22 protein-coding genes are annotated in these 23400 nt (G+C 65.8%); 13 read left to right on the forward strand and 9 right to left on the reverse strand.

The annotated features are described in order from the left end of the window. Positions 1-26: 26 nt before the first annotated feature. The 8 genes from WDM91_23455 to WDM91_23490 all read right to left on the reverse strand — a co-directional run bounded on the left by WDM91_23455 (position 27) and on the right by WDM91_23490 (position 6881). On the reverse strand, positions 27-1646 hold the full coding sequence (locus tag WDM91_23455) for a GMC family oxidoreductase N-terminal domain-containing protein (protein ID MEI9997571.1): 1620 nt from the start codon (positions 1644-1646) through the stop codon (positions 27-29). After that, positions 1639-2745 (reverse strand): NAD(P)/FAD-dependent oxidoreductase, encoded by a 1107-nt coding sequence (locus tag WDM91_23460; GenBank protein ID MEI9997572.1) that lies wholly within the window; start codon positions 2743-2745, stop codon positions 1639-1641. The genes WDM91_23455 and WDM91_23460 overlap by 8 nt, the downstream gene beginning before the upstream one ends. Before the next feature lie 20 nt (positions 2746-2765). Then, positions 2766-3332, reverse strand: a complete 567-nt coding sequence (locus tag WDM91_23465) for a hypothetical protein (protein ID MEI9997573.1) — start codon at positions 3330-3332, stop codon at positions 2766-2768. 83 nt (positions 3333-3415) lie between these two features. Further along, the gene (locus WDM91_23470; protein MEI9997574.1) at positions 3416-4252 is read right to left on the reverse strand and encodes an amidohydrolase family protein; all 837 of its coding nucleotides are present in this window, start codon (positions 4250-4252) and stop codon (positions 3416-3418) included. After that, the gene (locus WDM91_23475; GenBank protein MEI9997575.1) at positions 4249-4872 is read right to left on the reverse strand and encodes a hypothetical protein; all 624 of its coding nucleotides are present in this window, start codon (positions 4870-4872) and stop codon (positions 4249-4251) included. Before WDM91_23475 ends, WDM91_23470 begins: the two co-directional genes overlap by 4 nt. Positions 4873-4897: 25 nt before the next feature. Further along, positions 4898-5566 (reverse strand): 4-carboxy-4-hydroxy-2-oxoadipate aldolase/oxaloacetate decarboxylase, encoded by a 669-nt coding sequence (locus WDM91_23480; protein ID MEI9997576.1) that lies wholly within the window; start codon positions 5564-5566, stop codon positions 4898-4900. Next, positions 5563-6219: an RraA family protein gene (locus WDM91_23485; GenBank protein ID MEI9997577.1), complete on the reverse strand. Its 657-nt coding sequence runs from the start codon at positions 6217-6219 to the stop codon at positions 5563-5565. Before WDM91_23485 ends, WDM91_23480 begins: the two co-directional genes overlap by 4 nt. A 2-nt stretch (positions 6220-6221) precedes the next feature. After that, the gene (locus tag WDM91_23490; GenBank protein MEI9997578.1) at positions 6222-6881 is read right to left on the reverse strand and encodes an RraA family protein; all 660 of its coding nucleotides are present in this window, start codon (positions 6879-6881) and stop codon (positions 6222-6224) included. Positions 6882-7018: 137 nt separating this feature from the next. Here WDM91_23490 and WDM91_23495 point away from each other — a divergent pair, with 137 nt between their 5' ends. From WDM91_23495 to WDM91_23535, 9 genes are all read left to right on the forward strand, one after another. After that, positions 7019-7984, forward strand: coding sequence for a VOC family protein (locus tag WDM91_23495; protein MEI9997579.1), 966 nt, complete (start codon positions 7019-7021; stop codon positions 7982-7984). A gap of 239 nt (positions 7985-8223) precedes the next feature. Continuing rightward, entirely contained in the window at positions 8224-9528 is a 1305-nt protein-coding gene (locus WDM91_23500) for an MFS transporter (protein MEI9997580.1), read from the forward strand. Positions 9529-9572: 44 nt separating this feature from the next. Next, positions 9573-10838, forward strand: a complete 1266-nt coding sequence (locus WDM91_23505) for a Rieske 2Fe-2S domain-containing protein (GenBank protein ID MEI9997581.1) — start codon at positions 9573-9575, stop codon at positions 10836-10838. Positions 10839-11189: 351 nt separating this feature from the next. Continuing rightward, the gene (locus WDM91_23510) at positions 11190-13388 is read left to right on the forward strand and encodes a TonB-dependent receptor (GenBank protein MEI9997582.1); all 2199 of its coding nucleotides are present in this window, start codon (positions 11190-11192) and stop codon (positions 13386-13388) included. Between the two features lie 80 nt (positions 13389-13468). Beyond that, a complete protein-coding gene (locus WDM91_23515; GenBank protein MEI9997583.1) occupies positions 13469-14458 on the forward strand; it encodes an aldo/keto reductase in 990 nt (329 codons plus the stop codon). Positions 14459-14594: 136 nt separating this feature from the next. After that, the gene (locus WDM91_23520; protein MEI9997584.1) at positions 14595-15617 is read left to right on the forward strand and encodes an amidohydrolase family protein; all 1023 of its coding nucleotides are present in this window, start codon (positions 14595-14597) and stop codon (positions 15615-15617) included. Between the two features lie 216 nt (positions 15618-15833). Beyond that, positions 15834-16517 (forward strand): GntR family transcriptional regulator, encoded by a 684-nt coding sequence (locus WDM91_23525; protein ID MEI9997585.1) that lies wholly within the window; start codon positions 15834-15836, stop codon positions 16515-16517. 134 nt (positions 16518-16651) lie between these two features. After that, a complete protein-coding gene (locus WDM91_23530) occupies positions 16652-17761 on the forward strand; it encodes an IS5 family transposase (GenBank protein ID MEI9997586.1) in 1110 nt (369 codons plus the stop codon). Next, on the forward strand, positions 17758-18072 hold the full coding sequence (locus WDM91_23535) for a hypothetical protein (protein MEI9997587.1): 315 nt from the start codon (positions 17758-17760) through the stop codon (positions 18070-18072). The genes WDM91_23530 and WDM91_23535 overlap by 4 nt, the downstream gene beginning before the upstream one ends. On the opposite strand, the gene WDM91_23540 is transcribed toward WDM91_23535, so the two are convergent. After that, a complete protein-coding gene (locus WDM91_23540; GenBank protein ID MEI9997588.1) occupies positions 18069-19037 on the reverse strand; it encodes a D-2-hydroxyacid dehydrogenase family protein in 969 nt (322 codons plus the stop codon). The genes WDM91_23535 and WDM91_23540 overlap by 4 nt on opposite strands. Positions 19038-19244: 207 nt before the next feature. Between WDM91_23540 and WDM91_23545 the strand changes: the two genes are divergently transcribed. From WDM91_23545 to WDM91_23560, 4 genes are read left to right on the forward strand one after another with little or no spacing between them, the layout of a single operon-like run. Beyond that, positions 19245-19484, forward strand: a complete 240-nt coding sequence (locus WDM91_23545) for a flagellar biosynthetic protein FliQ (GenBank protein ID MEI9997589.1) — start codon at positions 19245-19247, stop codon at positions 19482-19484. A 10-nt stretch (positions 19485-19494) separates the two neighbouring features. After that, the gene (locus tag WDM91_23550) at positions 19495-20250 is read left to right on the forward strand and encodes a flagellar biosynthetic protein FliR (GenBank protein ID MEI9997590.1); all 756 of its coding nucleotides are present in this window, start codon (positions 19495-19497) and stop codon (positions 20248-20250) included. Beyond that, complete coding sequence (locus WDM91_23555) at positions 20250-21335, forward strand: EscU/YscU/HrcU family type III secretion system export apparatus switch protein (protein MEI9997591.1); 1086 nt, start codon at positions 20250-20252, stop codon at positions 21333-21335. The genes WDM91_23550 and WDM91_23555 overlap by 1 nt, the downstream gene beginning before the upstream one ends. After that, a complete protein-coding gene (locus WDM91_23560; protein MEI9997592.1) occupies positions 21325-23358 on the forward strand; it encodes a flagellar biosynthesis protein FlhA in 2034 nt (677 codons plus the stop codon). Before WDM91_23555 ends, WDM91_23560 begins: the two co-directional genes overlap by 11 nt. The last annotated feature ends 42 nt before the right edge of the window (positions 23359-23400 follow it).

The raw sequence follows: 23400 nt of genomic DNA on the forward strand, positions 1-23400 counted from the left end.
TTTCTGGATGGGTCGTGCCGACGCGTTCAGCGGCCCGGCGACTGTATTCCGGCGTCGGCGCGTATCATATCCGAGGCCTTTTCGCCGATCATCACGATGGCGGCATGGCAATTGCCGGAGACCAGCGCCGGCATGACCGATGCATCGGCAATCCGGAGGCCTTCGATGCCGCGGACGCGCAGCCGTGGATCGACGACGGCGTTCGCGCCCGTGCCCATCTGGGCCGTGCAGCTCGGATGATACAGCGAGCTGCTGCGCTCGCGGCAATAGGCGAGCAGCTCCGCATCGGTGGCGATGTGCGGGCCAGGCTCCATCTCCGCCGCCACGAAGGCGCGGACCGGCTCGCAGGCCATGATCGCGCGGAGAGCCTTGAATCCCTCGACGGTGGCGACGCGATCGTCCTCCGTACCGAGATAGTTCGGATCGATGGCGGGTGCCGCCTTGGGATCGGGCGAGGTTATCCGCACGGTCCCCCGGCTGGTCGGCCGCAGCTGGCACGACGACGCGGTGAAGCCCGAATAGGGGTGCAGGCTCGTGCCCATCTTGTCGGTGGAGAAATTGATGAAGTGGACCTGCATGTCGGGCCGGTCGAGATCGGTGCGCGAGCGGAAGAAGCCGCCGGCATATCCCGCGCTGACGGTCAGCGGCCCCTTGCGCAGGAAGGCGAAGCGGGCCGCGATCCACAGCCGGCGGTGCAGGCGCAGCATGTCGTCGTTGAGGGTGAACGCTTTGGTGCTGCGATACACCGCGCGCATCTGCAGATGATCCTGGCAGCCTTCGCCGACCGGCAGGTCCCGGATGACATCGACCCCGTGCGAGCGCAGCAGGGAGGCCGGCCCGATGCCGGAGAGCTGCAGCAAGTGCGGCGTGCCGATCGCCCCGGCCGCGACCACGACCTCGCCGCGCACATCGGCCCGCGCGCGTTCGCCCCTGACGTTCAGTTCGACGGCGCGGGCCTTGTTGTTCTCGATGACGAGGCGCGTGGCGTTCGCGTGCGTGAGGATGCGCAGATTGGACCGCCGTCGCGCCTGCCGCAGATAAGCAGTCGCGGCGCTGACGCGAAGGCCGCGGCGCGACGTCGTCTGGTAATATCCGGCCCCTTCCTGTGCCGCGCCGTTGAAGTCGCGGTTGACGGGGTGTCCGGCTGCCGCCGCGGCCGCGATGAAGGCGTCGCAAAGCGGATGCGGTTCGGTCTGGTCCGATACGGGCAACGGGCCGCCCGTCGCGTGAAACGCGTCGGCGCCGCGCTGCTGGTCTTCCGCCTTCCGGAAATAGGGCAGGACGTCGTCGAATCCCCAGCCGGTCGCGCCGCCGTCGCGCCAGGCGTCGAAATCCTGCCGCTGGCCGCGGATATAGAGCAGGCCGTTGATCGAACTGCTCCCGCCCAGCACCTTGCCGCGCGGCTGGGCGATCCGGCGGCCGTTCAACGCGCGCTGCGGAACGGTCTGGTAGAGCCAGTTCACGGCCGGATCCGCGAAGAGCTTGCCATAGCCCAGCGGAATGCGGATCCAGAGCCTGTTGTCCGAGCCGCCGGCCTCGACGAGCAGCACGCTGTGCCGGCCGTCGGCGCTGAGCCGGTTGGCGAGGACGCAGCCGGCCGAGCCCGCGCCCACCACGATGTAATCGTACGTCCCGAGGTCACGCATCGAAGATCGTCCGTGTAAGGCGCTCGACATGGTCGGCGATCGCGAGCGACGCGGTCAGGCCCGGCGACTCGATGCCGAAAAGGTTGATGACGCCCGGCGCGCCATGCGCGCGTCCGTCCGCGATCCGGAAATCCGCCGCCGCGGCGCCGGGACCGGCGATCTTGGGACGGATGCCGGCATAGCCCGGGACGAGTGCGCCGTCGGGCAGCCCCGGCCAATAGCGCCGGACGGCCGCGTAGAACGAGCTGGCGCGGGCCGGCGGCACGTCGTAGTCGATGCTGTCGATCCATTCGACGTCGGGCCCGAATTTCGCCCGGCCCGCCAGATCGAGCGTGAGATGGACCCCAAGTCCCGCTTCGTCCGGCAACGGATAGATCAGGCGGCGAAAGGGGCAGCGCCCGGACAGCGTGAAATAGCAGCCCTTGGCGAAAAAGGTTTCCGGGATCGCGGCGGAATCCAAACCGTCGATGGTGCGCGCGACGGCCGTCGCGTCGAGACCTGCCGCATTGATCACGACACGAGCCTTGAGCGCCGAGCCCGCGATTTGTGCCGTCACGCCGTCCGTTTCGGGCACGAGGCGCACGATCTTGCTGTCATAGGCGATGACCGCGCCATGCTCTTGCGCGTCGCCGAGCAGGGACAGCATATAGGCGTGGCTGTCGATGATGCCGGTCGATGGCGACAGCAGGGCGCTGCCGCATACCAGCTCCGGCTCGAGCCTGGTTGCCTCCCGCGCCGACAATCGTGCGATATCTTCGACGCCGTTGGCCGCTGCGAGTGCGTGAAGCGCATCGAGTGCGCCGGCGGGAGAACCGGCTTCGGCGACAATGAGCTTGCCGCACCGGTCATAAGGGACCTTGTGGCTATCGCAGTAGCTGTAGAGCCGCGAACGGCCATCCCGGCAGAACGCGGCCTTGAGCGAGCCGCGCGGGTAATAGATGCCGGCATGGATGACTTCACTGTTCCGGGAGCTGACGCCGGTTCCGAACCGGCGCTCGCGTTCCAGGATCACGACCTCGCGCCCCGCCAGGGCGAGGGCGCGCGCCACGGCCAAGCCTATGACCCCGGCACCGACGACGATGACGTCCGTTCTATCCATGGCGGCTTCGCCGCCGCGGATCAGGACTCGAGCTTTTCGATCGGCTGCAGCGGCACGCCATCGGGCGGCAGCGCGACGCGGGCGGTGTTGAGCACCATCGAGACCAGCGTGTAGTAGCCGGAGATCCCGATCAGCTCGAGCACGCCGCGCCGGCCGAACCTGGCTTCCGCGCGGGCGAAGGTCGCGTCGCTGACCTCATGCTTGAGATGGAGCTCGCTGCAGAACGCGTAGACCGCCTCCTGGTCTTCGGATAGGCCCTTGGGATGCTTGCCCTGTGCGAGCTGGTCGGCGATGGCGGGATCGAGGCCGGCTTCGAGGGCCAGGGCGCGGTGCGCATACCACTCGTATTGCGCGCCCCAGAAGCGGCCGGTGATCAGGATCGTGAACTCCTTGAGCGCGGGCGGCAGCGAGACCTCGAAGCGCAGATAGGTGCCGAGGTTCTGCACCGCGTCGGCAAGCACCGGCAGATGGAGCAGGGCCGGGAACGGGCCGCGGACCGCGGCGCGCGGGCTGGAGACGAGATTCCCGACGACGCGCCTCTGCTCGTCGGTGTAGGTCTCGGGCGCGATCACGGGAAAACGGGTCATGGCAAATTCCTCATCCTGGTAGGGCTAGTCGCTTATCAGGATTGTATTCTATATTGCAATACAAAACAGAGCGATCGCACGCGCTAAAGCGCGACGTCGAAGCGATAGAGACGGTTCGGATTGTCGACCAGCACGCGGCGCAGCAGCGCCGGCTCCGGCGCCGCCTTGCGCAGCAGCGACAGCAGGTCGGATTCCCGCGGCACGGATCCCTTGATGTTGGGATGCGGCCAATCGGTGCCCCACAGGATCCGCTCCGGCGCGGCTTCGAGCAGGGCGCGGCAGAACGGCAATGCGTCGTCGAACGGCGCGCCGGCGGCCGAGGCGCGGTCGGCGCCGGAGATCTTCACCCAGCAGCGCGCATCGGTCGCCATGTCGAGCAGCAGGCGGAAGCCGGGCTGGTCGAGGCCGTCGGCGGTGCTGATCCGCGCCATGTGATCGACGATGAAGGGAAGCGCAAGCGGTTTCAGATAATTCCAGGCGGTGGCCAGGTCCGGCGGCGTGAGATGCAGCACGATGTGCCAGCCGAGCGGCGCGACCAGCTCGGCAACGCGCCGCACGGTGCGCTCCGGCGGCGGCAGCGCGATATGGCTGAGAAAGTTGAAGCGCACGCCGCGCATGCCGCCGGCATGCAGCGCTTCGAGTGCGGCGGGCGTGACGTCCTCGGGCACCAGTGCCACGCCGCGATAGGCGTTCCCGGAGGCCGCGATCGCGTCGAGCGTGACGCGGTTGTCGAAGCCGTGGACCGCCGGCTGGACGATGACCGCGCGATCGAAGCCATGGGCGCGGTGCAACGCGAAGAGTGCTTCGCGCGGCGCCTCGTCCGGGGTGTAGGTGCGGTTCGGCGCGTAGGAGAAGCGCGACTGCGGCCCGAAGACATGGCAATGCGTGTCGCAGGCGCCTTGCGGCAGGGCGCCGCTCAAGACGCGGTCTCCTGGTCGATGCGGCGCGACACGATGCGGCGGGTGTCGCGGAAGGTCGGGCGCACATGGCTGCTCCACTCGGTCTCGCGCACCTTGAGCCATGTCGGGGTCGCGATGACGTCGGGCGAGACGATATCGTAGCAGGCATAGTAGCGCGGCAGGGCGTCGAGGCTGATAAGCCGCTGGGCGAGGGTGCAGCCGGGCACCGCCGCCAGGCCGATCAGATGCTCCTCATCATACCAGCGTTCGAGCTCGTGGCCCGCGCCGTCGGGGACGTTCGTGCGCACGACGAGATGGTGGCTTGCCGCCGCGCCGTAAGATGCGCCGGCCAGCATGTTCTGCGCCGAGAGCCGGCTGACTTCGATATCGCCGTCCGCCAGCTGCGAGAGATGCTCCCGCGCGCGGGCGACGACCCGGGTGCGGGCGACAAACGGCACGCCGTCCAGATAAAGGGTCACGCGTGGCTCCGATAGGGACTGAACAGCCTTGAAACCCGCGATGGCGAGCGCCGGATCGCGGCGCAACGCTGCGAGCGCCTTGGCGAGGTCCGGTGCCGCGGGATCGCGCGCCAGGAACTCGATCAGGAACAGATCCTTCGGCTTGGGTGCGTCGGTGGCCATGGCTTTCCTCCAGTTTTTCTTGTCGTCAGACGCCGAGATCGTAGATGCCCATCGTCGTCTCGCCGGCCAGCAGCCTTTGCAGGATCTCGGCTTCCTTCGCTTCGCGGTTCTGCGCGGCGAGGATGATCTCGTCGGCTCGCGCGCGCGGGATCGCGACGACGCCGTCGCGGTCGCCGACGATCAGGTCGCCCGGCTGGATGTCGGCGTCGCCGAGGCGCAGCGGATGGCCGAGGAAGCCGCGTGCGGTGAAATCCTTCGCCGTGCCGCGGATGCAAACCGTGCGGGAAAACGCCGGAAAGTTCATCTCTTCCAGCAAGGCCGCGTCGCGCACGCCGCCGTCGATGACCAGGCCCGCGATGCCGCGCGCCTGCGCCGCCGTGGCCATGATCTCGCCCCAGTAGCCGTATTCGTAGGCATCGTCGGCATGCACCACCAGCACGTCGCCCGCCTGCGCTGCGACGATGGCGCGATGGAGCCACAGATTGTCGCCGCCCGGCGAGTGCACGGTGAAGGCAGGCCCGGCGAGGCGCATGCCGGCGGCGATCGGCTTGATGGCGCAGGGCAGGGCGCCGATGCGGCCGCCCGCTTCGTGCAGCGTGGCGGTGGGCAGACCAAGGGCTTTTTGTACGAGGTGAGATGCCACGCGCGGAAAGTCGGTGCGCGTGGTCCGGCTCGGATCGAAGCGGCCGCTCACGGTTCGCTCCGGCTCTGCAGGCGGTGATAGCCGTGTTCGCGGCGCGCCTCGGCCAGGCTTTTGCCGGCGCGGCAGAGCGCGCGGATCGCTTCCTCGGACCGGGCGATCTCCTCGGCGGCGGCCAGGATGGCTTCTTCATGCGCGCGCGGCAGGACGACCACGCCGTCGGCGTCGCCCTTGACGATGTCGCCCGGCGCAACGCGGGCGCCGCCGATGGTGACGGGAACGTTGACGCCCTCGACCTGGACGCGATCCTTGCCGGTGCGCATCCAGTTGGCGCGGCTGAACACCGGATAGCCGAGCTCCAGGCACAGATGCACGTCGCGGTTGATGCCGTCGATGACGGTGCCGGCGATGCCGCGGCGGCGCGCGACCTCGGTCATGATGTCGCCCCAGACCGTCACGTCTTCGCGCCCGCCATTGTCGAGCACGATCATCGCGCCGTCCGGAACGTCGTCGATGAAGTCGCCGACCGTGCCCGCCGGCTTGGCCGCGGGTCCGTAAAGGACGGTGAAGGCGCGCCCCGCCGCCTTGAAGGCGGTGCTGCGCGGCGCGATGCGGTGGCATTGGCCGACGATGCCGAGCTTGTCGAGCGCATCGGACAATGTGGCGGTGTCGAGGGCGCGCGCACGCGCCAGCGCAAGGTCGGTCACGCTCAGTCCTTTTTCAACATCTGTTCATAGCTGCCGTCCATCACGGCGGAGATCGGCGTGCCCGCCGCAATGGCGCGCGCCATCGCCGCTTCGCGCGCCGCGATGGCGTCGGCGGCATCGAGCGTCGCCGCGATCTGCGCCGCCGGGATGAACACGACGGCGCTGTCGTCGGCCACGACATAGTCCCCGGCCTCGACGCGCACGCCGCGGCAGGTGATCGGGACATTGGTGCCGAGCTCGACCACGCGGCCGCGGGCCGTGCGGGCAGTGAAGCGCGCAGCGTAGATGGCGAAGCCGAGGCCGCGCGCTTCGTCGATGTCGCGCACCGGCCCGTCCGCGACGACGCCGGCGATGCCGCGCACGCTGGCGCCCAGCGTCAGCAGGCCGCCCCAGCATCCCGCCTCGATCCCGGAGTGCTGCTCGACGACGATCACGTCGTCGGGGCCGGCGCTCTCGATGGCGGCGGTGCCCAGATGGCGCGGCGCCCCCGGCTGCGGCGCACCGACGCCGACTTTCAGCGTGACGGCGCGCCCGGCAATGCGGCCGTCGCCCGATGCGCGGGGAAGGCCGCTCGCGACGCCGGCTATCCCCAGCCGGTCCATCGCGTCGGAGATCGTGCAGGCGTCGAACCGGCGCAGCCGTGAGACGAATTCCGCGGACATATCCTTCTGGCCCTTTTGGCGCGGCGATCACGCATGCCGGCCGGCGTGCGGCCTAAACTCTTTACAGGATTGCCTACAAAAGTGTATATGATTTTTCGAGAAACGGGTCGCAAACCCGGCGGACAGGGAGACGACCGATGCCGAAAGCCGAAGCGCGCAAGGGGCAGGGCGGAATTTTCGCGCCGCGCCGGATCGGGCACGTCAATTTCTGGGTCAATGGCGTGGCGGACGTCGCCGCCTTCTATCGCGACGTCGTCGGCTTCGACGAAGCCTATCGCCGCGAATCCATCCGCGCGATCTTCATGACCAACGGAAACACCTATCACGACGTGGCGTTCATGGACCTGTCGGGACCGCGGGGCGCGGGACATGTTCCCGGATTGCATCATTTCTCGCTGGAGCTGGAGAGCGAGAAAGCGCTGGTGGACGGCATCAACGCGAGCAAGGAGGCCGGGTTCGCGTTCGACTACACGATCTCCGCCGACGTCACGAACAGCGCCTATGGCACCGATCCCGACGGCAACCGGTTCGAGGTCTATGCCGACGTCGTCGAAGACTGGCGCGCCGCGCGCTCCGGCGCCGTCACAACCGGCGGGCGGCCCTGGATACCCGGTGCCACCGAGCCGATCACGGAATCGTACTATCCGGTGGACCCGCCGATCACCCGGCTGACCGGGGCGGCTTTCCAGCCCAAGCGTGTCAGCCACGCCGTGCTGGTGACCCGCAATCACGCCGCGATGATCGAGCACTATACAAGGCTGGCAGGACTGCGCGTGCTGGCGGGCGATCCCGACGGCAGCTTCGTCGTTCTCGGCGGATCGCTGGGCGAAGAGACGCTGGCTCTTTTTCGCGAACGCGAAGGCCGGGCGCCCGGCCTGCATCATTTCGGCGTCGAGCTGCGGGACGATCAGGATCTCGAACGCGGCAAGGCGGCGCTGGCGGCGCGGGGCCTGCAGCCGTTGTTCGAGATCGATCATCCCACGCGCCGCTGTCTTTATCTCGGCGATCCCGCGGGCCAGAAGATCCAGTTCTATGTCGGTCGCGACAGCGATTGCACGAGCTGGAGCGCGCTACCCGAGGAAGCCGCGCTCCTGATCGCGTGAGAACCGGACGCGTTGACAGTTCATCTCAGATAGTATTCAATTTGGTATAGCAGAAAGTAAGCCGTTGCCGGTTTGGCGCCGCCGTCCCGGACGGCTGGGCCGGTTCGCCCGCCTCGACGGAGGAGTGGACGAACGCCAAGGCGCCGGGCGTATTCTGGATGTCGGTACGCTGCGCAATCGGCGACCGAAAAGTAGCCCAGCCTCGAATCAAAAAGAGCGGCGGGCGGGAACGAGAGGAAATGGCTGAAGCGATCTCGGCAGAGGATCTTGCGAAGCGACGGCGCCTGATCTGGTCTTGCTATCTCGGCAATATGATCGAGTGGTACGATTTCGGGATCTACACCTATCTCGGAACGGCGGTCTTCGACAAAATCTTCTTCCCCAAGATGTCGTCCGAGGCGGGCCTCGTCGCCGTGATGGGGCTCTTCGCCGTGGGCTTCGTCGCGCGCCCCATCGGCGCCCTCCTGTTCGGCTATTTCGGCGACCGCATCGGCCGCAAGCCCATGATGATCATGGCGCTCATGCTGATGGGCGTATCGGCGATCCTCATGGGGCTGTGTCCGACTTATGCGCAGATCGGGCTTGCGGCGCCGGTCCTGATGATGGTGCTGCGCTTCGCGCAAGGCGTCGCGGTCGGCGGCGAGTCGAGCGGCGGACCGTTGCTCGCGCTGGAAAGCTCGCCGGCCGAGCGAAGGGGATTCTTCGCCGCCCTGGTGTGGAGCGGTGCCGCTTCCGCGGTGATCCTCTCGTCCTCCTCCAGCCTGCTGGTCAGCAGGCTGCCCGTGGCGGACATGCTGAGCTGGGGCTGGCGCATCCCCTATCTGGCCAGCGCGGTGGTCATCGGCGTCGCACTCTATATGCGGCGCAGCGTGGACGAATCGCCGATCTATCTCGCCGCGATCGCCAAGGCGCCGCCGGCCAGGCTGCCGATCGCCGAAGTCTTCCGCCATGAGAGCAGGGCGCTGTTCATCGTCGTGGTCTGTGCCGCGGCGGCGCTCGCCTGCATCTACCTGCTCAGCACCTTCGGCTTTTCCTACACCGTCGCGACGCTGCACCTCGACCGCTCCGCGATGCTGCTCGGCGTGCTGGCCGGCGGGATCATGCACCAGTTCACGACGCCGCTGGCCGGCTATCTCGGCGACCGCATCGGCCGCCGAACCGTGCTGGCGGGCTGCTTCGTGATCGCGATCTTCTACGGCCCCGTCGAATACTTCATTCTGCTGCCCTCGGGGAATCTCTTCGTCTCGGCCATGGGCTTCGCGCTCGCAAGCGGTGTGCTGACCGGCGGCATCGGCGCGATGGAGGTCAGCTTCTATTCGGAACTGTTCAAGGACACGCGGCTGCGCTTCAGCGGTTCGGCGCTGGGCAAGCAGGCGGGCTCGGCGATCGGCGGGCTGTTGCCCTTCCTCGCGGCAAGCCTGCTCAACGCGAAGCAAGGCATTCTGGTGAGCGTGCTGCTGCCGCTCACCGTGTTCTGCCTCATCGGAATCGGTGCAGTCCTTCTTGCGGAAGAGACGCGCAAAGTATCGTTGAACCGCGGTTAGCCGCGCAGACCGGCTTCGCGCCGGAGCCCCAAGCGAGGTGATAGATGTTGAACAGAGAAGACAACGAACTCATCGTCCGGTCCGGCCCCGAGACGGGCATGGGCAAGCTGCTGCGCCGCTTCTGGACGCCGGCGATGCTTTCGTCGGAACTGCCGGAGCCCGATTGCGCGCCGGTGCGGCTGACCCTGCTCGGCGAGCAGCTCGTCGCGTTCCGCGACAGCGAAGGCCGGATCGGCATCCTCGACGCCTATTGCCCCCATCGCCGCGCCCATCTGTTCTGGGGCCGGAACGAGGCGTGCGGCCTGCGCTGCGCCTATCACGGCTGGAAATTCGACCGCAACGGCAACTGCGTCGACCTTCCGAACGTCTCGAACGGCGAGATGATCAAGGACAACATCAAGACGACGGCCTATGCCGCGGTCGAGCGCAGCGGCGTGGTCTGGTGTTACATGGGCCCGCCGGAGCTGTGCCCCAAGCTGCCCGAGGCCGAGCTGTTCGACCTGCCGGAGAGCCACCGCTATGTCGAGAAGATCGTGATCCCGACCAATTGGATCCAGTCGATGGAGGGCGACATCGATTCCAGCCATGTCGGATTCCTCCACAAGCGGCTCGACGAGAAGCCGCTGTTCAAAGGGCAGAGCGCGAACGTCTTCGCGGACAAGGCGCCGCGCTGGACGGTGAAGAACACCGATTACGGCATCGTGCTGGCGGCGCGCCGCGAGGCCGGGCCCGAGAACTATTCGTGGCGGGTCAACCAGTGGCTGATGCCTTACACCACGCTGGTCGCGCATGCCGCCGAACGCCCCTTCATCACCAACATCCGCGTTCCGATGGACGACGAGACCTCCATTCATTTCCGCATCTATGCGCGCTACGACAAGCCGCTGACCGAAGACGACATGAAGACCGTCCGGGACGGACTGCTGTTTCCGGAGATGATCCCGGGCACGTTCCAGACCGTCGCCAACCGCTCGAACAACTACCTGATCGACCGGCAACTCCAGAAGTACGGCAATTTCTCCGGCATCAAGTCGGTCCCCGTGCAGGACTATGCCGTGACCTCCGACCAGGGCGGCGGGCCCATCGCGGACCGCACCAAGGAGCGTCTGACGTCGTCCGACACCGCGATCGTGATGATGCGCAAGAAGCTGCTCGAGGCCGCCAAGGCGCTGGCGCACGGAAGCGAGCCGCCGGAAGCACAGCGGCCGGCGTCGTATCGCGTGCGTTCCGCCGAGGTCACGCTGCCGCGCGATGTCGACGGCGTCGAGGGAACCCGGAAATACACCGACATGACGGCGGCCGCGCGGTAGCGGTCGCTCCAAGGTAAGGCCCGGTGCGTAGCGATTGCCGGGTTCGCATGGCCTGACCGGCGGCATGTGCCGGTCGCGTTGCGATGTTCGGAGTGCGTATGAACGTGTCGTGGCCGCGCGATGGCGACTCCCTCTTCTCCGACGCATCCTTCCCGCTCCAGCGGACCCGACAGGCTGCGCCACCGGCGTCCTTCGATGCCGATATGCAACGCATGCCGGCATTCGCATGCCGGAGCGGCAGCTTGCTTGACAGGGAACAAAAAAATAGTATTCACTTTTAGTATACGACATGGAAATGCAATCCGGGCGTCACAAAGGCGCTCGGCGGTTAAAAAAATACAGGGGAAACGCATGAAACGCCGCATCGACCACACGCCCGCAAAGCGTCCGAGATACGCCCATCGCCTGGCGCTGCTGCCATTGGCCGTCGCCGCCGCAACGCCCGCCGCGGCCTGGGCCCAGGATGCGGCCGGCGGCATCGAGACCATCGTCGTTTCGGCGCAGCGGCGCTCCGAAGACAGCCAGAAGGTGCCGATCACGATCAACGCGATCAGCGCGGACGACGCCAAGATACAGGGCGTGACGTCGACGATGGATCTTCCGGCCATCGCGCCCGGCCTGGTCATAACCCCGCAGTTCGGTAATCCGGTCTTCTATCTGCGCGGCGTCGGCACCGACGATGTGAGTTCGAGCACCGAATCCAGCGTCGCCACCTATGTCGACGGGATTTACATCGCCGATCTGCCCGCGACGCTGTTCGCCTTCAACAATGTGGACCACATCGAAGTGCTGAAGGGACCGCAAGGCACGCTGTTCGGTCGCAACGCGACGGGCGGCCTCATCCAGATCATCACGAAGACGCCGACCGCCGATACGCATTTCGAGGGCAGCGTCGGCTATGGCAATTTCAGCACCCAGGACGCGCAGGGCTACCTCACCGGCGCCATCACCGACAATCTGGTGGCGGACATCGCCGTCACCTATCACGACCAGGCCGACGGTTGGGGCCGCAACATCTTCAACGGCCAGGATATCTACCGCAGCTCCAACACCGCGGTGCGCTCCAAGCAGGTCCTCACGCTCGATTCAAGCACCACCATCACGCTCTCGGAGGATTACAGCTCGATCTGGACGTCGCTGAGCGCGGGCCGCCAGCCCATTCCCGGCGCGTTCACCAACGGCCTCACGCCGAACACCGGAAATTTCTACAACATCGACGCGAACTTCCAGCCGTTCAACACCTATGTCGGCGGCGGCTGGAGCGGCAAGGTCGAGCACGATTTTTCCTGGGCGAGGCTCGTCAGCCTGTCGGCCGTGCGCAACAACCACACCGTGATCCACGAGGATCTCGATTCCGGCGCCAGCGACGTCTTCCATACCTTCCAGGGCTACCGGAACCAGCAATACAGCGAAGAGCTGCAGCTGCAGTCGCTCGAGGGCGGCGACCTGAGCTGGATCGCCGGCGTCTTCTACCAGAACCTGCACGACTCCTCGACCATCCGGCAGTACGGCAGCAACTTCAACAGCGTCGGCGGCACCAATTTCATCAACGGCCTGCAGACGACGCAGTCCTATGCCGCCTACGCACAGGCGACCTATACGATCCTCAAGGACACGAACCTGACCGGCGGCATCCGCTACACCGAAGACAACCGCGAGTTCTTCGGCGATCAGATCACGCCGAACGGCGGTACGTTCAACGTGACCAAGCTCGACAAGGGCTGGGCGCATTGGACCTGGCGCGCGTCCCTCGATCATCAGCTTACCGACAATATCATGCTGTTCGTCTCCGCCAATGAAGGGTTCAAGAGCGGCCGCTTCAACCTGACGGCGCCGACCAATCCGCCGGCCAGGCCGGAGGTACTCGATTCCTACGAAGCGGGCGTCAAGTCGAACCTGCTCGACAACCATCTGCAGCTCAACCTCTCGGGCTTCTACTACAACTACAACAACATCCAGTTGGTGACGCGTCTCGGCGGCGGCGGTTCGATCCTGTTCAACGCCGCGAAAGCGACGATGTACGGCATGGACGGACAGGTGTTGTACGAACCCCTCGACGGCTTGATGCTGCGCGGCAACATCGAACTGCTGCATGCGAAGTACGACAGCTTCCCCAACGCGCCGGCGCAGATTCCGTCGCCGGCCTCCTGCACGCCGTTCCCGCATACCACCGGCACGCCCACCGGCGCCAACACCACCTGCACCATCGACGCGAGCGGCAACACGATGGTCCGTTCGCCCGACGTGGCGTTCGATGTCGGCGCGAACTACACATGGCAGCTGCAGATGGGAACACTCACCGCCGATGTGGGATACAACTACACCAGTGCGTTCTACTTTCAGCCCGACGATCGCCTGACTCAACAGCCTTACGGCCTTCTGAACGCGTCGTTGACGTGGACGCTGCCCGGCGAAAAATACGATGTCCGGGTCTGGGGCAAGAACATCACCGGCACCCAATATTATTCCTACCTCGCATCGTCCTCGGGCGATCTGGGGACGCCCGGCGCGCCTGCCACGTTCGGTGTCTCGGTCGAGGCAAATCTGTAGAAGGGTCGACGGCCGAGTCCGGGCTGCGCAAAGGCGGCCCGGGCTCGCACGTTCTTCAGGCGGCGCCAGGTGACACTGCGATGCAAAACAAGCTGACATTGCGGCCGTTCGGCATCAGCGGGCTGCGGATTTCCGAAGTCGGGTTCGGCTGCGGTCCGACGGGCGGCTTGATGGTCGATGGAAGCTTCAAGGAGCGTTGCGAGGTCGTCGCGCGGGCGGTGCGGCACGGCATCACGCTTTTCGACACCGCTCCCGTCTACGGCCATGGCCTTTCCGAAACCAATCTCGGCGAGACGCTCGCGGCGTTGGACGCGCCGGTCGATATCGCCACCAAGGTCGTGCTGTCGGAAGACGATTTCGGCGATCTCCACGGCGCCGTATTGCGCTCCGTCGAAGAAAGCCTGAAACGGCTGCGGCGGGATCGCGTCGCCATCGTGCACCTGCACAATCGGGTCGGACGGGAGCGCGCGGCGCGGCCCAATATCGGTGTCGGCGCCTTGCTGCGTGTGGACGACGTGCTCGGCCCCGTCGCCGAGGCGCTGCAATCGCTGAAGCGCTCGGGAACGATCGCCGCCATCGGCTGCTGTGCCTTCGGCGGCGAAATGCCGGCTGCCAAAGACGTCGTCGAGAGCGGGCTTTTCGACGGCGTGCTCGTCAACTACAGCGCGCTGAACCCATCCGCCTTCGCGAACGTGCCGGCCGCGGTGGCGCCGGATTATGCGCAGATCGGCTTGGCGGCGGCAGACCGGAACATGGGGATCGTGGCCTTGCGGATTTTGGAGGGCGGCGCGCTCGTGGATGGCGGCGAAACGACGTCGTATCGCGACCCGGTTCTGCTTTCGCGCTTCCTTCGGAATCAATCGCTGCGCACCGAATTGCAGGCCGCCGGCCTCAGCCTCAAGGAAGCCGCCACGCGGTTCGCCCTGTTCGACAAGAACGTTTCCACGGCGTTGGTCGGCATTTCCAATCTCGCCCAGCTCGATGAGATCGTGACCTATGCCGGAAACGGACCGTTGTCCGCCGGCCTGAAGCGCGTGCTGGGCGATGCGGTCCGGGATGCATCCGCCTGACCGGCTGGTCAACCCGGGCGCGCTCCGCACCGCGAAAATGCAGCCCGAGGCGCACAATTCGGCACCCGAAGTTTGACAACGCATCCAATATAGTATTCACTTTTTTATAGCAACTATACGTACCATCGGACGGATCATGGACATTATCGACATTCATGGGCACGCCTCGGCCCCACCGGAATTCTATCAGTACAAATCGCTGTTGCATGCGGGGCGCGGGGCGCACGGCCTGGGCGGACTGCAGCTGCCCGACGAGATCGTGCTCAAGGCCTCGCAGAAGCACGTCGACACGCTCAAGCGCGTCGGCACGACCATGCAATTGATCTCGCCGCGCCCGTTCCATCAGATGCATTCCGAGAAGCCGGAGAAGATCGTCCATGCCTGGATAAGGGCCAACAACGACATCATCGCGCAGCTCTGCCGGCTGTTTCCCGGCGTCTTCCGCGGCGTCGCGGGCATTCCGCAGAATTACGGCGTGAGCCCCACCAACACGTTCGAAGAACTGGATCGTTGCATCAACGATCTGGGGTTCGTCGGCTGCGTCCTGAACCCGGATCCGGGTGAAGGTGCCGGCGAACCGACTCCCAATCTGGGGAACGAATACTGGTATCCGCTCTACGAGAAGCTGGTGGCTTTGGATTGTCCGGCGCTCATCCATGCCGCCAGCTGCCGCTGCACGGAGAAGGAATCCTACAGCCATCATATGATCACCGAGCATTCGATCGCATGCTGGGCATTGGCCAATTCGCGGGTCTTCAACGATTTCCCCAAGCTGAAGATCGTGGTGAGCCATGGCGGCGGTTCGGTGCCGTACCAGATCGGCCGCTGGCGCGCGGGGCGGCTGCTGCATCCGCCGCATCTCGGACTGGTCCAGTCCAAGCCGGTGGTCGAGACCTTCGACGAGAGCATGCGCCACATGTACTATGACAGCGTGCTCTACTCCCGCGAGGCGCTGGAATACCTGATCCGCACCGTCGGGTCGGACCGCGTCATGTTCGGCACCGAGGTTCCCGGTGTCGGCTCGGCCGTCGATCCGTCGACCGGCCGTCCGTTCGACGACCTGAAGCCTTTGATCGACGGCATGGACTGGCTGACGCCGGCGGCGCGCGCCGACGTGTTCGGCGGCAATGCGCGCCGGGTGTTCAGCCGGCTCGGCTAGGCTGCAGACAGGCACGCGCGCGGTGCGGGCGGCGGCGACGCGCCGGCCGCGCTGCGGCTTGTCTTGGCGGCCGGCGAGATTTTCCGTTGAAATCGCCGCGATTTTCCAGCAAATACGGGCCGGCAAGTTGTCTTTGACAGCATATCGCTAGCTAATTGTTTATACGCATCTTATCTAAGCGCTATGTATGATGCCAAACGGAGCGCACAGGCAGCCATGGCGAGCCCGGCCGTAGATAGCGTTGGCGGTCCCAGAGAGAACATCCCCTCGGAGATCGTCGAGAAGATCCGCGAGATGATCACCAAGGGCGCGCTCGCGCCGGGGGTGCATCTGCGGCAGGCGGAGCTCGCGGAGCAGTTCGGCGTCAGCCGCGTCCCGGTGCGCGAGGCGCTCAAGCTGCTGGCCGCGGAAAGCCTGGTGATGCACGACCAGAACCGGGGCTTCTTCGTCGCCTCGGTCTCCAGCGACGAAGCACGTCAGCTCTATCACATCCGCCGCCTGGTCGAGGGCGAAGTCCTCTCCACCATCGAATGGCCGGACAAGGCCGCGCTCGCGGCGTTCGAAAAGGCCGTCGACGAGATCGAGCGGCTGCAGGCGACGGGGCAGCGCGCGGAATGGGCGATCCACCATCGCCGCTTCCGCCAGGCGGTCTTCGACCTGTCCAAGGAGAAATTCCTCGTGAGCGAGGCGCTCCGGCTCTGGTCGCTGGCGGACCGCTATCGGTCCCTGCTGGCCGCGACGCAGCATCCCAGCACGCGGCCGAAGGGCGGCTCGACGGACCGGCATCTGCTCGAGGCCTTGCGCCGCCGGGATCGGGAGAAGCTGCTGGACGTGTTCAACACCGATCGCGGCATCATCGCGGAAAATCTGCTGAACATCCTGCGCTCGCGCGGTCTCTGATCTGCGGTGCGACCGCCGGCACGGCCATGACACCTATTTTTATTGCGTACAGGCCTATCAGGCTGTTGAAGAAGTCTCTGGCGGCGCGTTTGGGATCGTGATTCCCTTTGGGCGGGTCGGCCGAGGGATGGACGATGCGTGGAAGCGACGAGCGGTCCGGGGCGCTGTTCAGTTACGTGGATTTGGAGTCCCGGGTTCGCCATGACCATCCTCTGCGGGTGATCCGGGAAATTGCGAACGCGGCGTTGATGGATCTGTCGAAGGACTTCGACGAGCTCTACACGGACTTTGGCCGTCCCTCGATCGCGCCGGAGAAGCTGTTGCGGGCGACGCTGTTGCAGGCGTTCTACGGTGTGTGCTCGGAGCGGCTGCTGATGGAACGGATAGAGTTTGACCTTCTGTTCCGCTGGTTCGTCGGGCTTGGGGTGGATGATCCGGCATGGGACCACTCGGTGTTCTCGAAGAACCGGGATCGGCTGCTTCAAGGTGACATCGCGGCCAAGTTCCTGAACGCGATCCTGGCTCAGCCTCGAGTGAAGCGGCTTCTGTCGAGCGAGCACTTCTCGGTGGATGGGACGCTGATCGAGGCGTGGGCTTCGCTCAAGAGCTTCCGCAGGAAGGACGGCGCCGACAACGACCAGGATGGTCCGGGCCGCAACGCCGAGCGCAGCTTCCACAAGGAGAAACGCTCCAACGAGACCCATGAGAGCACGACCGATCCTGAGGCCAAGCTCTACAAGAAGGGCGATGGCCAGCCGGCCAAGCTCTGCTACATGGGGCATGCGCTGATGGAGAACCGCCACGGCCTGGCGGTCTTAGGCCAGGCGAGCCAAGCCAACGGCATGGCCGAACGGGACCAAGCGCTGACGCTGGTGGATCGCCATCGTCCCCGGCGACGACGGCGGATCACGCTAGGCGCCGACAAGGCCTATGACGTGGAGGCCTTCGTCGAGGCGCTTAGGGCGCGCGCGATCACGCCGCACGTCGCCATCGATGGGCATTTGAGCAAGACCGGCAAGCCGCGCAAGACGGCCATCGACAACCGGACGCTGCGCCATTGCGGTTATGCCGTGAGCCAAGTCTGCCGCAAGCGCATCGAAGAGGTGTTCGGTTGGATCAAGGCATCGGCCGGCTTGGCCAAGGTCAAGGTCCGTGGGCTGGCGCGTGTCAATGCCACCTTCGTCATGGCCTTGTCCGCCTACAACCTCATCCGCCTGCCCAAACTCCTGGCGGTGCCGGCATGACGCTGAAGGGCAAATGGCGCGTCGTCGAGACGCCGGGATATGACATGGCCGGGCCGGGCTCCTACATCCTGTTCGATAAGGATGGGGGCGAGTTCGCCCTGGATTGCCTCACCGGTTCCTTCCAGGGCGCCTGCGCAAGCGATGCCATCGAGTTCGAATGGTCAGGAAACGACGAAATGGACGAAGCTTCCGGCGAGGGATGGGCCGAGATCAAAACCGACGACTCCCTCGAAGGCGAAATCTCCCTCCAAAACGGCGACGACATCCCCTTCATCGCCCGTCGGCAAAAGACTTCTTCAACAGCCTGCTAGGTCGCCGGCAACAGGTTGACCGGCTCGCCGCGCAGATAGGCTGCCACCGCGAACGCCATGCCCTGATAGAAGCGCCGCATCGCGTCCTCGGTGACGAAGCCCAGATGCGGCGTCAGCACGACATTGTCGAGCGCGAGCAGGGGGTGATCCTTCGGCAGGGGCTCCTGGTTGAACACGTCCAGCGCCGCGCCGGCGATCGCCTTCTCGCGCAGCGCCGCGACAAGCGCGTCTTCGTCGACCAGGGGGCCGCGGGAGGTGTTGATCAGATAGGCGGAGGGCTTCATTGCCGCGATGTCGCTCCGTCCGACAATGCCCCGGCTCCGCGCGCTCAGCAGATAATGGACGCTGACGATGTCGCTGGCGCCGAACAGCTCGCGTTTCTCGACCAACCTGGCGCCGCCGGCCTCCGCATCCGCCGCGCTGAGATTCTGGCTCCAGGCCAGGACATCCATGCCGAAGGCTGCCGCATAGCGGGCCATCCGCCGCCCGATGCGGCCGAACCCCACCAAGCCGAGCGTCCGGCCGGCGAGCGACAGGCCCAGCGACGATTGCCAGTGGCCGGCGCGAAGGCTTGCCGCCTCGGCCGGGATATGCCGCACCAGCGCCAGCAGCAATCCCCAGGTGAATTCCGCCGCGGCGTGACTGGGGGGCGGCGTCTCGCCCGGCGGTCGGGCCTCGCTCACCACGACGCCGCGTGCCGCGGCCGCCGCGAAATCGACGGATCGGACCCGGCTGTCCGTGACCGTGATCAGCCGAAGCTTCGGCAGCCGCGACAGCGTGCCGGCCGGGATCGTGCTGCGCTCGCGCACCGTGCAGATCACCTCGAAGCTCGCCAGAGCATCCGGCATCTCCTCGGGCGTCAGATGGCGATCGAAAGCCACGATCTCGGCCTGCGCGGCGGCTTCGGACCAGTCCGCAAGCCGCAACGCCGCTCGAGCATAGTCGTCGAGAATTGCGATCTTCATGACGTGATGGTGGCATCGGATCGGGCTATTGGAAAGCGATTCCGGATTGTCGCGAAGATCGCCCGTCGCGACCGGTGGGGGGATATTTTCCACAGGCCTTGGGTTTAGCGTCATTGCCGTTGCCACCACACCGTGTCTAATGCTCTTCGAACTCGACATGTCCGGACCGCGGGGGCTGCGTTGGAAGGGGATTGGGCACTGGGGCTCATGAATGAGCTTTTGTGGAACAGCATGGTCGTGGCAGGTCCGGTGCTGATCGCGGCGCTGGCGACGGGCCTGTTGATCAGCGTGCTGCAGGTCGCGACGCAGCTTCAGGAAATGACGTTGAGCTATGTTCCCAAGCTCCTCGTTTCCGCCATCGTGCTCATCCTGCTGGGGCCGTGGATGATCCATCGCATAACGCTGTTCGCGCTGCAGATGATCGCCATCATTCCCGACCTGAACTGAGAACCCGCGCGTGACCGTGCTGACCGATTGGATCGTGTCCTGCCTTCTCCTGGGTCTGCGGATCGCGCCGGTTTTCGCGCTGGCGCCGCCGTTTTCGCTGGTTCGCATGCCACGGCTGTTCCTGATGCTGCTGGGGCTCGGGCTTTCGATCTGCCTGGTTTCGGCCTATCCGGCCGAGACGGCGCTCGCCGATATGAGCCTCCATGGCATCGTTGTCGCAGCGGTGCGGGAACTTCTGCTCGGCTCGCTCTTCCTGCTGGCCTTCCATCTGGTGTTCGGCGCGCTCTATCTCGCCGGCCGCACGATCGACATCCAATCGGGGTATGGCTTCGCCGTGCTCGTCGATCCCACCTCCCAGCAGCAGACGCCGCTGGTCGGCAGCCTGTTCGCCTATGCGATGGGGGGCGTCTTTTTTGCCGCCGGCGGGCATATCGGCCTGTTGCGCGTGCTTGCCGCATCGTTGCGCGCGGTCCCGCTGGGCGGCTGGACGCTGCCGGGCTCGCTCGATCGGCTGGCCGCCTTCATCTCCATGGTGATGCTCATTGCCTTCGGCGTTGCGGGCGGCGCGATCCTCGTGCTGTTCCTTGTCGATCTCGCGATCGCGCTGATGTCGCGCACGATCCCGCAGATGAACGTGCTGATCCTGGGATTCCAGGTCAAGACGATCGTCCTGTTTCTCGCGCTGCCGGCCTCGTTCGGCGTCGCCGGCGCGCTGTTCCTGCGGCTCACCGCGGTGCTGCTCGACAGCCTGCCCAGGCTCGTCTGATGGAGGAGGGCGAGCAGGACCGCTCGGAACTGCCCACGACGTTCAAGCTCGCGCGCGCCCGCGAGAAGGGCACGGTCGCGCGCGGCGCCGATCTCGGCTTTTTGACGGGGCTCGCGGCCTTTCTCGGATTCTTCTGGATCGCCGGCCAGCAACTCGGTTCCGACATCGCGAGCGCGGTGCGCGGCGCCTGGGTGGGCATGGGCGCGCTGGCCGACGGACCATCGGCGATTTTCTTCGCGATCGATCTGCTGTTCTCCGCCGTCGCGAAGCCGCTGGCCTTCATGGCGGCCGTGATCTTCGCCGTCGTGGCGGTGTTCGAGGTCATCCAGACGGGGCCCGTCTTCTCCGCCGAGCCGATGCGGCCGGACTTCAGCCGGCTCAATCCCGCCAAGGGCCTGAAGCGCCTCTTCTCCGTCCGTCTCCTGATCGAAACGGCGAAGAACATCGCGAAACTCTGCACATACACCACGGTCGGCTACCTCGTGATCCGCGGCGCATTGCGCACCGATGTCGGGGCGATCACCGACGGCCGGACCTTGCTGTGGACGCTGGCAAGTACGGGAACCCGGTTGCTCGGTTCCTTCCTCCTGGTCGCGCTGTTCTTCGCCACGATCGACCAGCTCATCGTGCGCCGCGACTTTCTCAAGCGCATGCGCATGAGCCGGCGCGACATACGCCGCGAAGCGCGCGAGCGGGAAGGCGATCCGCGGCTGAAGCAGAAGCGCAAGCAGTTGCATGCGGAATTCGCGCGGCAGAGCCAAAGCGTGCGCGCCGTCCGGGGGGCGGACGTCCTGATCACCAATCCGGAACATATCGCGCTGGCCCTGCGCTACGACCGGCGGCTCATGGCGGCGCCGATCGTCGTCTCGATCGGAACCAACCAGTTCGCCCAGCGCCTGAAGCGGCTGGCGTTCATCTATAATGTCCCGGTGGTTCCCGACCGGGCGCTGGCCCGCGAACTGTTCCGCAGCGCGAGACTGAACGCCGCAATTCCCGAACATTGCTTCCGCGCCGTGGCGGATGTCTATAACGGCCTGCGGCAGAAGGCGGACGAGGGGAGCGCCGAGCATCACCATGTTGGGTAATCTTCTGGGCAAAAACCGCGATCTCGCGCTCGTGGTGGGCGTGATCGCGATCCTCCTGATCCTCTTTGCGCCGATACCGCCGATGCTGATCGATCTTCTGATCGTCATCAATTTCGCGTTCGGCCTCACGATCCTGCTGCTGACCTTCTATGTCGCGCGGCCGGTCGAGTTCTCGACCTTCCCGTCGCTCCTGCTCATCGCGACCCTGTTCCGCCTGGCGCTGAACGTCTCGGCGACGCGCCTGATCCTCACCGCCGCCAACGCCGGCGAGGTGATCGGATCGGTCGGGACTTTCGCGGTGCAGGGGAACTTCGTCATCGGCCTCGTCGTGTTCTTCATCCTGATCGTGGTGCAATACGTGGTCGTCACCGCGGGCGCCCAGCGCGTTTCCGAGGTCGCGGCGCGCTTCGTCCTCGATTCGGTGCCCGGCCAGCAGATGAGCATCGACGCCGACCTCAATATGGGCCTGATCGACCAGAACGAGGCCAAGCGCCGCCGCAAGGATCTCGAGAAGGAGGCGGCGTTCTACGGCGCGATGGACGGCGCCAGCAAGTTCGTGAAGGGCGACGCGATCGCCGGCATCATCATCCTGCTGATCGACATCATCGCGGGCTGGATCGTCGGCGTGGTGCAGATGAACATGGAGTGGAGCGACGCGCTCTCGACCTTCACGCTGCTCACCATCGGCGACGGCATCGTGACGCAGGTTCCCGCCCTGATCATCTCGGTCGCGACCGGCATCATCGTCACGCGGTCCTCGGCCGATCGGCAATTGAGCACCGAGGTGTTCAGCCAGCTGTCCTCGGTCCCCAAGGTCCCGCTCGTCGTGCTGGCGACGCTGCTGCTGTTGCTCGCCCTGCCGGGCATGCCGAAATGGCCCATGGCGATTGTGGTGCTGATCGCGGTCGCCGCCTTCTTCGCGGCGCGGCGCAAGAAGGCCGCCGCCGAGGCGCAGAGCCTGTTCGACAAGCCGGCCGCCGGCGCGGAGCAAAAGTCCGGCAGCGTCGCGGCGCCGCCCGTCGAGATCCTGCTGGGCCGGGAACTCGCCGAGAAATGGCTGGCCATCAAGCCCTTGCTGGCGGAACGCATCGTCGCCTTGCGCGCGCAGCAGGAGAAGGCGAGCGGCTTCGCGCCGCCTTCGGTGCTGTTCCACGACGGCAGCCACCTCGGACCCAACGATTACGAGATCGATTTTTTCGGCGCGCGGCACGGCTTCGCGCAGATCTTTCCCGACAGGATCCTTGCCGTGCGCGCGACGCCTGCGGCGAGCGGGCTGCCGGGGCTCGAGACGCGCGATCCGGCCTTCGGCCTCCCGGCGAGCTGGATCGAAGCCGGCGCGACCGACCGCGCGCGGGAACTCGGCTACACGCTCGTCGATCCTGTGACGGTCATGATGACGCATCTCGGGGAGTTGCTGCGCAAAGAAGCGGCTCTCCTGCTGTCGCGCGCCGACGTCGTGGTGCTGCTCGAGGGCGTGCGCGCGCGTCAGCCGGGCCTGATCGAGGAGCTCATCCCCGCCATCATGACGGTGTCGGACGTTCAGCGCGTGCTGCAGAACCTTCTGTCGGAAGATGTCTCCATCCGGGCGATGGATCAGATCGCGGAAACCCTGATCGACCTTGGACGCTCGATAAAGGATTCGGCGGAATTGACGGAAAAAGTGCGGCAGCGTCTCAGCCACGGAATCTGCCAGAGCCTGCGCGGCAGCCACGACCAGCTTTCCGTGCTCAGCCTCGATCCGCGCGTCGAAGGGCAGATCACCGAAAATATCCGTCGCAGCGATGCAAGCACGAATCTTGTGCTGGAGCCGCGGCTCGCCGATCAGCTCATCCGCAAATTGATTCCGGTCGCCGAATCGATGATGCGGCAAAGTCTTGCGCCGGTGTTGCTGTGCAGCCCGGAAATCCGGCGCTTTTTGAAAACCTTCACGCGGCGCAGCATTCCGCGATTGTCGGTTCTTTCGATCAACGAGGTGCCGCCGACCGTCGATTTGAAATCCTTTGCGGTGGTGAAGATCGACTGACTGCGAAATGACGGCGCGAAATTGAAGCGGATGCACATCGCG

Source organism: Rhizomicrobium sp., assembly GCA_037200385.1.
Lineage (GTDB): Bacteria > Pseudomonadota > Alphaproteobacteria > Micropepsales > Micropepsaceae > Rhizomicrobium.

Bases quoted from the DNA above. Each gene is read 5' to 3' on its own strand.
- WDM91_23455 (MEI9997571.1), bottom strand. From the start codon at position 1,646: ATGCGTGACCTCGGGACGTACGATTACATCGTGGTGGGCGCGGGCTCG.
- WDM91_23460 (MEI9997572.1), bottom strand. From the start codon at position 2,745: ATGGATAGAACGGACGTCATCGTCGTCGGTGCCGGGGTCATAGGCTTG.
- WDM91_23465 (MEI9997573.1), bottom strand. From the start codon at position 3,332: ATGACCCGTTTTCCCGTGATCGCGCCCGAGACCTACACCGACGAGCAG.
- WDM91_23475 (MEI9997575.1), bottom strand. From the start codon at position 4,872: ATGGCCACCGACGCACCCAAGCCGAAGGATCTGTTCCTGATCGAGTTC.
- WDM91_23490 (MEI9997578.1), bottom strand. From the start codon at position 6,881: ATGTCCGCGGAATTCGTCTCACGGCTGCGCCGGTTCGACGCCTGCACG.
- WDM91_23495 (MEI9997579.1), top strand. From the start codon at position 7,019: ATGCCGAAAGCCGAAGCGCGCAAGGGGCAGGGCGGAATTTTCGCGCCG.
- WDM91_23500 (MEI9997580.1), top strand. From the start codon at position 8,224: ATGGCTGAAGCGATCTCGGCAGAGGATCTTGCGAAGCGACGGCGCCTG.
- WDM91_23505 (MEI9997581.1), top strand. From the start codon at position 9,573: ATGTTGAACAGAGAAGACAACGAACTCATCGTCCGGTCCGGCCCCGAG.
- WDM91_23510 (MEI9997582.1), top strand. From the start codon at position 11,190: ATGAAACGCCGCATCGACCACACGCCCGCAAAGCGTCCGAGATACGCC.
- WDM91_23515 (MEI9997583.1), top strand. From the start codon at position 13,469: ATGCAAAACAAGCTGACATTGCGGCCGTTCGGCATCAGCGGGCTGCGG.
- WDM91_23520 (MEI9997584.1), top strand. From the start codon at position 14,595: ATGGACATTATCGACATTCATGGGCACGCCTCGGCCCCACCGGAATTC.
- WDM91_23525 (MEI9997585.1), top strand. From the start codon at position 15,834: ATGGCGAGCCCGGCCGTAGATAGCGTTGGCGGTCCCAGAGAGAACATC.
- WDM91_23530 (MEI9997586.1), top strand. From the start codon at position 16,652: ATGCGTGGAAGCGACGAGCGGTCCGGGGCGCTGTTCAGTTACGTGGAT.
- WDM91_23535 (MEI9997587.1), top strand. From the start codon at position 17,758: ATGACGCTGAAGGGCAAATGGCGCGTCGTCGAGACGCCGGGATATGAC.
- WDM91_23540 (MEI9997588.1), bottom strand. From the start codon at position 19,037: ATGAAGATCGCAATTCTCGACGACTATGCTCGAGCGGCGTTGCGGCTT.
- WDM91_23545 (MEI9997589.1), top strand. From the start codon at position 19,245: ATGAATGAGCTTTTGTGGAACAGCATGGTCGTGGCAGGTCCGGTGCTG.
- WDM91_23555 (MEI9997591.1), top strand. From the start codon at position 20,250: ATGGAGGAGGGCGAGCAGGACCGCTCGGAACTGCCCACGACGTTCAAG.
- WDM91_23560 (MEI9997592.1), top strand. From the start codon at position 21,325: ATGTTGGGTAATCTTCTGGGCAAAAACCGCGATCTCGCGCTCGTGGTG.